Source organism: Streptomyces sp. NPDC059455 (assembly GCF_042750115.1).
Taxonomy (GTDB): Bacteria; Actinomycetota; Actinomycetes; order Streptomycetales; family Streptomycetaceae; genus Streptomyces; species Streptomyces endocoffeicus.
Window position 1 is genome coordinate 10494 of the sequence record NZ_JBHYVB010000110.1, and the last position, 9478, is coordinate 19971.

The following is a 9478-nucleotide window of genomic DNA, read 5'->3' on the forward strand; positions in this document are numbered from 1 at the left end:
GGGCGCGCGGAGGTGTGCGCCGGTGTGGCGCGCTGGGGGGGGGGGGCGGGGGCGCGCCCGCGGTGGGCGCCCGCGGCGGGGGGGGGCGGGGGCCGCGCCCCCGCCACGGCCGTGCCGCGGTCAGCCCCTGACGGGCACCGGCTCCAGCGTGGCGCGGAAGTGGCGCAGGATCGGGGACTGATCGGTGATCCGGAAGCCGTACACCTGGTCCGCGTTCTTGGCGATCTTCGCGAGCGTCTCGCCCACGTGGTCGTAGTGGCTGCGGGTGTAGACCCGGCGCGGCAGGGCGAGCCTGACCAGCTCGTACGGCGCGCTCTTGATCGGGTTGCCGTGCTCGTCCTCCTCACCGAGGTAGAGCGACCCCAGCTCGGCCGAGCGGATGCCGCCCTCCAGGTAGAGCTGGCAGGCCAGGGCGTGGCCGGGGTACTGGTGCGGCGGGATGTGCGGCAGCAACCGCCCGGCGTTGAGGTAGAGCGCGTGCATGCCCGGCGGCTCGACGATGTCCACGCCCGCGGCGCGGACCCGGTGGGCGAGGTGGGAGGCGATCTCGGCGCGCTCGGCGAGATAGCTCGGCTCGGTCACCTCGGTCAGCCCCTGCGCCATCATGTCGAGGTCGCGTCCGGCCAGACCGCCGTAGGTCGCGAACCCCTCGGTGGCGATGAGGAGCAGCTCGCACTTCTGGGCGAGCTCCGGGTCGTTGGTGCCGATGAAGCCGCCGATGTGGACGATGCCGTCCTTCTTGGCGCTCATCATGCAGCCGTCCGTCAGGCGGAACGCTTCCTCCGCGACCTGCCGGGGGGTGCGGTCGCGGTAGCCCTGCTCATGGCGGGTGACCAGCCAGGCGTTCTCGGCGAACCGGGCGGCGTCCAGGAAGAGCGGCACCCCGTGCTGACGGCACAGGGCGGCCGTCCGCTTGAGGTTCTCCATGGCGACGGGCTGACCGCCGCCGCCGTTGTTGGTGATGGTCATGACGACCACGGCGACCCGGGAGCCGTCGGGCCCGGACAGCGTCCGGGCGAGCGCGTCCAGGTCGATGTTGCCCTTGAACGGGTCGGTGCTGTCGAGGTTCTTGGCCTCGGGGCACGGCAGGTCGCGCGCCTCGGCGCCGTTCAGCTCGACATTGGCCCGGGTGGTGTCGAAGTGGGTGTTCGACAGCACGAGGTCGCCGCGCTCCAGCAGGGTGGTGAACAGCACGCGCTCGGCGGCGCGCCCCTGGTGGGCGGGGAGGATGTGGGCGTAGCCGGTGAGCTCGGTGACCGTCTCGTGGAAGCGGTAGAACGAGCGGGAGCCCGAGTAGGACTCGTCGCCCGCCATCCCCGCGGCGAGCTGGGCGGCGGACAGCGCCCCGGTGCCCGAGTCGGTGAGCAGGTCGATGGTCACCTCTTCGGCGCGCAGGTCGAAGAGGTTGTAGTTGACACGCTTCAGCGCCGCTTCGCGCTGCTGCCGTGTGGTGACGGGTATCGGTTCGACAACCTTGATCCTGTACGGCTCCACGCTGCCCCTGCTCCTGTCTGTTCGTCGTTCGGTATTTCGGCGTGCTCGGCGTGCGGTGTCCCGGAGTTCGGTGTCCCGGTGTGCTCGGTGTGCTCGGTGTGCTCGGCTTGCTCGGTGTTCGGCGTCCCGGCGGAGTTCAGAGCCGTGCCCGCACCCGGTCACGGGTGGGGACCGTCTCGAGGGGCGGCCGGGTCTGGTACGCCTCGGAGGAGACGTAGACGGTCACCCGCCGCGGCCGGCCGCGCTGGTGGACCAGTGCCAGATAGGCGATCAGGCCCACGCCGTCGCCGAGGGGACGCGGGCTCACGGCGGCCAGCGCCCGGTCGAGGGCTGCGCTGTCCATGGCATTGCTGCGCAGCACGGCCGCGGCCCGCTCTCGCGCCTCGCCGTCGTGCCTGACGTAGTCGCGGACGGGTACGTGGAGCGTGTATCCGCTGGGCAGCCCGGTCGCCGTCTCCGTGAAGGAGTGGCAGGTGAGGGCGGGGCGCCCGGTGAGCCGGTCGGTGCCCTCGTCGTCGGCGAGGTCCCCGGCGGGGAAGTCACCGACGGTGCGGAAGAACTCCTCCAGCCCCTCCCGGCCCGGTGCGGGGGTCATCCGGGGCAGGGAGCCCGCCTCGGTGGGGGACATCCCGGGGTGTTTGAGGTAGACCTTCACCCGCGGGGCGTCCCAGTCGCCGAGGTCCAGGGCGAAGAACGGGAAGCCCTCCGCCCGGGGCAGCGAGTCGAACGCCTGCCGATGGCCCAGCCGCGCCAGCGCCTCGCGGACCGTCTCGGCGGCCCGGTCGGCGCCGTTCGCCGAGGGGTTGAGGTAGACCTTGACCCCGGGGACGCCGCCGGGGCGGAGCTCCAGGGCGCACCACAGGGCCATCGGGCCCTCGAGGGACGGGGGGAGGAACAGGTCCTCGATCCGGTCGAGCTGGTCGGTCGAGAATCCCCAGCGGTCCGCCATGGCGTGAATCGACCGCAGACCGGCCCGGCCGTTCTCCGCCAGGTCGTCCCCGCTGGAGCAGCCCGGCTCCACCAGCACTCGCAGATCCGGGCTCTGGCCCGGCAGGAAGGCCAGGGAGAACTCGACGGGGCTGTGGTCGTCGGAGAGAAAGGTGCGCGACGGGGGCGGCAGCGCCAACGGCCGTCCGGCTGTGGCCCCCAGACTCTCGATCAGCACCCCCGTGTACGCGGCCGTATCGGCCTCGCTCAGCCCCGCCACGTGGCACAGCCGGGTCAGCTGGCCCGTGGCGAGGTCACCGAGCAGTGCCTCACCCGAACGGAGACCGTTCATCGAACCTCCCGCTGAATCGAGAGGAACGGCTGTTTTGGTTTAGGCGGCGGTGATACCCGGTGTTCCGGTACCACGAGAAGATACCCGCCCCGGGGGGCGGGTATCTGGGCTCCCATCGCGTGTGCTTCCGCGAAATTAGGGTAGGTGTTCGATTGGCCGCAGGGGTGGGGGTGCGGTCGGGATATGAGTGAAACCGCTGATCGTCGACCGACAGTGATGTCGCCGGCGGCGGGAGACCTCACGACAGCTCCTCTTAGATTTTGGCCAACATAAATTGCGCAACACTGCCTACCCGTTCAATTGAACATTCATGCGGTATGAAATGGGTTCCCGATGTGACCTAGATCACGCTCGCCACCATGAGAGGAACGAACTCCACAAGCCGCCCTTCTCCTGCTTATTCTGGGCGTGGGTGCGATGGTCACCCGTGGGGATTTGTTGCTGCGTAACGGGCTGTTTATCCGTACGTATCGGAGTGAATCGGGCAGGCAGCGCGGTCAGCCCTCGGTTGAATGGGCCGGGGCGCCAGGTCAGGCTCGACTCGGGCACCGCGAGCTCGATGTCCGGCAGCTTGTTGAGCAGCTTCTCGATGGCCACCACGCCGATCAGCTGAGCGGTGTCCTTGGCCGGGCAGGCGTGCGGACCGGCGCTCCATGCCAGGTGAGCGCGCTTGCTGAGCTGCTGCCGGGAGGCGGACAGCGCGGGGTCGCTGTTCGCGGCCGCGATGGAGACCATCACCAGATCGCCCGCCCGCAGCCGGGTCCCGGCGAAGTCCACATCGGTAACCGGGTAATGCGGAGCGTAATTGGCCATCGGCGGGCTGTTCCACAGCACATCGTCGAGGGCGTCCTCGACCAGCAGTCCGGCCCCCGCGTACCGCTCATCCGAGAGCAGTAGCAGCAGCGCATTGGCGATGAGATTCCGCTGCGGCTCGGCACCGGAACCCAGCAGCAGCACCAGCTGATGAGCCATTTCCTCATCATTCAGCTGGGCATGGTGCTGCATAAGCCAGGAGGTGACATCGTCACCGGGCTGCTTGCGCTTCAATGCGACGAGTTCGCCGACGCTCTGGCCGAGTACCTCGTTCGCCTTCTCCGCATTGATTCCGTCGAAAATACCGGAGATACCGAAGATGACCCGGTCACCGATCTCCGCCGGGCATCCGAAAAGCTCATTGAAAACAAACAGCGGCAGCAGTTTGGCATAATCATTGAGCAGATCGGCCGAGCCGCGGGAGAGGAACTGGTCCATCAGATAGTCCGCGACGCGTTCGACATGGCGGCTCAGCCGATGCGTGTCCACCTGGGCCAGGCTGTCGGTCACCGCCTGACGCAGCCGCATATGCTCGGCGCCGTCGGTGAACATGCAGTTCGGCCGGTACTCCAGCAACGGGACGACCGGATTGTCCCGGGAGACCTTGCCCTCGTTGTATTCACGCCAGCGGCGCGAGTCCTTCCGGAAGGTGTCCGGGTTCTGCAGCAGCTGGAGCGCCGCCGAGTAGTCCGTGACCAGCGTGGCGTCGACGCCCGGGGAGAGTTCCACCGGTGCGGTCGGGCCATACGAGCGCATGTAGGTGTAGTAGGCACCCGGATCGGCGGCAAACTCCGTCCCGTACAGCGGCACCCGCTTGCCACTGCCATGGGCGGGGCAGCCGGGTGGTGGCGCCGCCGGAAAATCCGATTGCATGTTCATCAGGTGCTCCTAGCGGGTACGTTCCTGTAGGTAACGGACAAGCGTTATCAGCGCGTTGGCCGATGACTTCTCGTCACGTGCGTCACAGGTGACGATCGGGGTCTCGGGCAGCAGGTCGAGCGCCTCGCGCAATTCGTTGTCGGGGCGGGCCGGCGTGCCGTCGAAGTGGTTGACGGAAATCGCATAGGGCAGTCCGTAGTGCTCCACCAGGTCGATCACCGGGAAGGATTCCTTGAGCCGTTCGGGATCGACGAGGATCAGTGCCCCGAGAGCGCCTCGGGTCATGTCCTCCCACACCTGGACGAAGCGCTCCTGTCCGGGTGTGCCGAAGAGATACAGGACAAGTCTGTCGCTGAGCGTGAGCCGGCCGAAGTCCATGGCCACGGTGGTCGTGGTCTTGCCCCGGGTGCCCATGAGGTCGTCGATATGGGCTCCGGCCTGAGTCATCCGCTCCTCGGTGCGCAGCGGAGGAATCTCGGACATGGTGCCGATGAACGTCGTCTTTCCGACCGCGAAATGCCCCACGACCAGGATCTTGGCCGCGATCTGCACCGCTTCGTTCAGATAGACGTCCTCATCCGAAACGGGCCTGGAGCCCATCCAGCACCTCCTGAAGGAGCGAAACGTCGACAAGCTGCGCGGGAGGCGCGGGTGCGCGGGTGACGAGATACCCGTCCGTGGAGAGGTCGGACAGCAGGACCTTCACGATGCCGATCGGAAGTCCCATGTGTCCGGCTATCTCCGCGACCGAGAGATATCCACCCGAGCACAGCTCCAGGAGCCCGCGCTTCTCCGGGTCAAGATGGCTGGGGGGTCTCTCCTCGGAGGCGGTGACCAGCGTGATCAGGTTGAACTGGTCGTTCTCCGGAAGCCCTCGACCATTGGTGATGACGTACGGTCGCACTAACTGAGCGGATTCGGGCTCCTGCTCGCCGGGTGCCCTCATGCCTGAATTCCGGTGTTTTCGCGAGGTGGTGTGGTCAGCGCCTTGCCGAGCTGCCCGACAAGCTGCTGCATCCGGAAGGTGATGTCGGCCATGTCGACATCCGGCGCCGAGGAGACCGCCAGATACGCGCCCTCACCCGCGGAGATGAGGAAGACCCAGCCACCGTCGAACTCGACCAGGGTCTGGCGCCACGTCATATGGGTGCCACCACAGAAGCCGGCCATGGTGCGGCTCAGCGACTGGATGCCGCTCATCGCCGCCGCGACGGTGTCGGCCTCGTCCTTTTTGACCTCTTGAGAACGGGCCATCAGCAGACCGTCGGCGGAAACCAGGATCGCATGACGAGCCCCTGGTACTTCCAGGGCGCTCTCAAGCATCCATGACAGGTCGTTGTTCACTGAGGATCATGCCCTTCCCTGTTCGGGGTTGCTGAGCGGCCGGACTGAGTGCCGCGCTGGAACGCGCCCATGATCGATGCGGTTTCCTCGCTCGTCCGGGCGGCGGCAGTGGCGTCCGCTCTCGGGACGATGGAAATCGCGCCCTTACGGCGACGCTTGGGCAGGCCCCCGGCGGTGGCACCGCTCACGGTGGAACTGGCCACGGCGGAACCGCTCGGCTCCAGCTGCTCGGCCGCTGGGGGAGCGTGGGTCGTCGGCTGCTCTTCCGGCTCGGGCATATTGGTCAGAAGGTCCTCGGGGAGAAGCACGACCGCGCGTACACCACCGTAGGGAGAGGCCGAATCGACGGACACCGTGAAGCCATAGCGCGCGGCGAGCACACCGATCACCGCGAAACCGAACTGCGGCGGATTGCCCAGTCCCGTTACACCGGTGGCGTGCGTGGCCGAGAGCAGCTTGTCCGCCCGGTTCTTCTCCTCCTCGTTCATACCGACGCCGGCGTCGTCGATGATGACGCAGACGCCCTTGGGGACGGTGCGAATGGTGATGTCGATCGGCGAGTCGGGAGCGGAGTAACTGGTCGCGTTGTCCAAAAGCTCGGCCAGCGCCAGCGCGACCGGTTCCACGGCCCGGCTCACCAGGGCGAAGTTGCTCTGCGAGCGAATCTCCACCCGGGTGTAGTGACGGATGCGGCCCTTGGCGCTGCGCACCACGTCATACACCGAGGCAACGGCTCGCTGCCGGCCCAGCCAGCCGTCACAGAGCACCGCGATGGACTGGGCACGCCGACCGAACTGCGAGTTCATATGGTCGATCTCCAGGAGGTCCTGGAGAAGCTGGTGCTCGCCGTACTTTTCCTGTGTCTTGGAGAGGGCCAGCTGCTGCTCGTTGGCGAGACCCTGAAGGGTCCGCATGGCGGACTTCAGCGCGCTCTTGGTGGCCTCTTCGGCGCGGTTGTGGGCCTCCTGCACCGCCTCGGCGTAATTGTTCTCGAGGTCGGCCGCGCGTTTCTCTAGCTCCGCCTGCTCCTGGCGCAGATTCGCTCGCGTCCTTCGCCCGCGGATAATGGCGGTTGCGGCGAGAGGCGTGCCAGCGATCAGGGCCCAGAGCGCTGGATCCTGTAGATATTGCGTCATTGAGACTCTCTTTAAACGACTAGACCGCCAGGGACTTTAGGGAGGTGTGGTGCCTTATGCGTCTGGAATGTTCGAGGCGGCGGTAAGTCAGCGCCCGTACGGCGCCCGCGGGTTCCGGGGACATCGCACTCGTCTTGCCGACGGCAGCGCACAGGAGTCGGTGCGCCGGAACGGCTCCGTATGCCCGACTGGCGGCATAATGCTCCTCAGAGTGGGGATCCTCTCGGCGTGATGTGCCGGATCGCCGTGTGTCTTACGCGCCCTTGGCTCGCCTGGCAAGCGCGGTGATCGTATCACCGGTATCACTGGGCCCCGTGCATGTGCCCCAGTCCCATTCGTTCACCTGACGTCGTTTCAGCCACACCGCCAGTTCACCGCGTTGACCGACGTCAGAGCATGTCCCGGGGGGTTCGTATCGGGGCGGCGCGGGCATCCGCCGAACGGCCGTCCCAGCCATCAGATATCCGGGCATTCGACCCCGGCTGTGTGTGGGTGGTGAAGGGTGTGTGGAGATGAATGAGGAATTCCGCTAGACATTCATCCCGGTCATAACTCTCTTATTCTCTTTGTTCTGCTTATTCCCTTATTTCTCTTGTCTGTCGTTTCTGTCGTTACTTCCGGCGGACCGGGGGCGGGCGGCCTCGCGCCGGTATCGTCGGGGGGTGTCGGAACAGCCCCGTGACAGCTCCGCTCCCACCCTCTTCACCTGGGAGTTCGCCAGCGATCCTTACCCGGCGTACGCCTGGCTACGCGAACACGCCCCGGTGCACCGGACCACGCTGCCCAGCGGTGTGGACGCCTGGCTGGTGACCCGATACGCCGATGCCAGGAGGGCGCTGGCCGATCCCCGGCTCTCGAAGAACCCCCAGCGGCACAGTGCGGCGGCCCATGCCAAGGGCAAGGTGGGCATCCCGGGCGAACGGCGCGCCGAGCTGATGACACATCTGCTCAATATCGACCCTCCCGACCACACCCGGCTGCGGCGGCTGGTGTCGAAGGCGTTCACCCCGCGCCGGGTGGCCGCGTTCGCCCCCCGGGTGCGGGCCCTCACCGATCAGCTCATCGACGCCCTCGAAGAGAGGGGAGAAGAGAGGGGAGAGGCGGATCTCATCCATGAGTTCGCCTTCCCCCTCCCCATCTACGCCATCTGCGATCTGCTCGGGGTGCCGCGCGAGGACCAGGACGACTTCCGGGACTGGGCCGGCGCGATGATCCGGCACGGCGGCGGCCCGCGCGGCGGAGTGGCCCGCGCCGTGAAGAGGATCCGGGCGTATCTGGGCGAGCTGATCCACCGCAAGCGCCTGGAACTCGCCGAGCGCGGGGAAGAAGAGGACGGGGAGGATCTGATCTCCGGCCTGATCCGGGCCAGCGACCACGGTGAGCACCTCACCGAGAACGAGGCCGCGGCCATGGCCTTCATCCTTCTCTTCGCCGGCTTCGAGACGACCGTCAATCTCATCGGCAACGGCGTCTACGCGCTGCTGCGCCATCCGGAGCAGCGCGCCCTCATACAGCGGGCCCTGGAAGAAGGGGACGAGCGGCTGCTCGCCGCCGGGGTCGAGGAACTGCTCCGCTACGACGGACCCGTGGAGATCGCCACCTGGCGGTTCGCCACCGAGCCGCTCACCCTCGCCGGGCAGCACATCGCCGAGGGGGAGCCGGTGCTGGTGGTGCTCGCCGCGGCCGACCGGGACCCCGAGCGGTTCGCGGAGCCGGACGTCCTCGATCTCACCCGCCGGGACAACCAGCACCTCGGCTACGGCCACGGCATCCATTACTGTCTGGGCGCCCCGCTGGCCCGCCTGGAGGCCCAGACCGCGATCGCCACCCTGCTGCGGCGGCTCCCCGGGCTGCGGCTCGCGGAGGATCCGGACGATCTGCGGTGGCGCGGCGGGCTCATCATGCGCGGGCTGCGCACGCTCCCGGTGACCTGGAATTCCGCGGACGGCTGAAGCCCCCGAAATGGGCGGCTGAGACCCTCAAGGCCCGTACGGCCGGACATACGTGACGAATGATCAGCCGTGTGACCTTGGCGTGACCTGGGATACATCGCCTTGTGATGATCGAGTGCCCTCGCTATGTTCACCGGCAAACCCTGTCGCCATAGCGCCATAGCGCCATAGGAGAGGTCAATCGCATGCGTTCCGGTAATGGTCGACACCGTCGCCCCCGTCAGGCCCCGGCCATCATCGTCGCGGCGGGGGTCACGGGAGCGGGCCTCGCCATCCCCCTCTTCGGGGCGACCGGCGCACAGGCCGCCCAGACCGCCACATGGGATCACGTCGCCGAGTGCGAGAGCGGCGGTATGTGGAGCGCCAACGAGGGCAACGGCTTCTACGGCGGGCTCCAGCTGACCCTCGACATGTGGAAGAAGTACGGCGGCACGGAGTACGCCCCGCGCCCCGACCTCGCCAGCCGCTCCCAGCAGATATCCGTCGCCGAGGCGATCCTCGGCGACCGCGGCCCCGAGGGCTGTCAGTGATGTGGGGGGGGGGGGGGGGGCGCGGTCGGGGGGGGGGGGCGGGGGGGGCGG

Annotated in this window: 8 protein-coding genes and 1 pseudogene; 2 read left to right on the forward strand and 7 right to left on the reverse strand. The window is 67.7% G+C overall.

The genetic code is table 11. The features are described from left to right. Positions 1–120 precede the first annotated feature (120 nt). The 7 genes from ACFXB5_RS32170 to ACFXB5_RS32200 all read right to left on the reverse strand — a co-directional run bounded on the left by ACFXB5_RS32170 (position 121) and on the right by ACFXB5_RS32200 (position 6945). A complete protein-coding gene (locus tag ACFXB5_RS32170) occupies positions 121–1494 on the reverse strand; it encodes a tryptophanase (RefSeq protein WP_385214438.1) in 1374 nt (457 codons plus the stop codon). Between the two features lie 136 nt (positions 1495–1630). Continuing rightward, positions 1631–2773, reverse strand: a complete 1143-nt coding sequence (locus ACFXB5_RS32175; protein WP_385214441.1) for a tryptophan dimethylallyltransferase family protein — start codon at positions 2771–2773, stop codon at positions 1631–1633. A 345-nt stretch (positions 2774–3118) separates the two neighbouring features. Continuing rightward, positions 3119–4465, reverse strand: coding sequence for a cytochrome P450 (locus tag ACFXB5_RS32180; protein ID WP_385214444.1), 1347 nt, complete (start codon positions 4463–4465; stop codon positions 3119–3121). 9 nt (positions 4466–4474) lie between these two features. Continuing rightward, positions 4475–5065 (reverse strand): ATP/GTP-binding protein, encoded by a 591-nt coding sequence (locus ACFXB5_RS32185; protein ID WP_201857706.1) that lies wholly within the window; start codon positions 5063–5065, stop codon positions 4475–4477. Continuing rightward, the gene (locus ACFXB5_RS32190; RefSeq protein ID WP_385214447.1) at positions 5040–5411 is read right to left on the reverse strand and encodes a DUF742 domain-containing protein; all 372 of its coding nucleotides are present in this window, start codon (positions 5409–5411) and stop codon (positions 5040–5042) included. The genes ACFXB5_RS32185 and ACFXB5_RS32190 overlap by 26 nt, the downstream gene beginning before the upstream one ends. Continuing rightward, the gene (locus tag ACFXB5_RS32195) at positions 5408–5809 is read right to left on the reverse strand and encodes a roadblock/LC7 domain-containing protein (RefSeq protein ID WP_201857704.1); all 402 of its coding nucleotides are present in this window, start codon (positions 5807–5809) and stop codon (positions 5408–5410) included. The genes ACFXB5_RS32190 and ACFXB5_RS32195 overlap by 4 nt, the downstream gene beginning before the upstream one ends. Beyond that, positions 5806–6945, reverse strand: a complete 1140-nt coding sequence (locus tag ACFXB5_RS32200) for a sensor histidine kinase (RefSeq protein WP_385214450.1) — start codon at positions 6943–6945, stop codon at positions 5806–5808. Before ACFXB5_RS32200 ends, ACFXB5_RS32195 begins: the two co-directional genes overlap by 4 nt. A 662-nt stretch (positions 6946–7607) precedes the next feature. Between ACFXB5_RS32200 and ACFXB5_RS32205 the strand changes: the two genes are divergently transcribed. Both ACFXB5_RS32205 and ACFXB5_RS32210 read left to right on the forward strand, forming a co-directional pair. Then, positions 7608–8897, forward strand: coding sequence for a cytochrome P450 (locus ACFXB5_RS32205; RefSeq protein WP_385214453.1), 1290 nt, complete (start codon positions 7608–7610; stop codon positions 8895–8897). 185 nt (positions 8898–9082) lie between these two features. Beyond that, positions 9083–9478: pseudogene (locus ACFXB5_RS32210) on the forward strand (transglycosylase family protein); the annotation flags it as partial.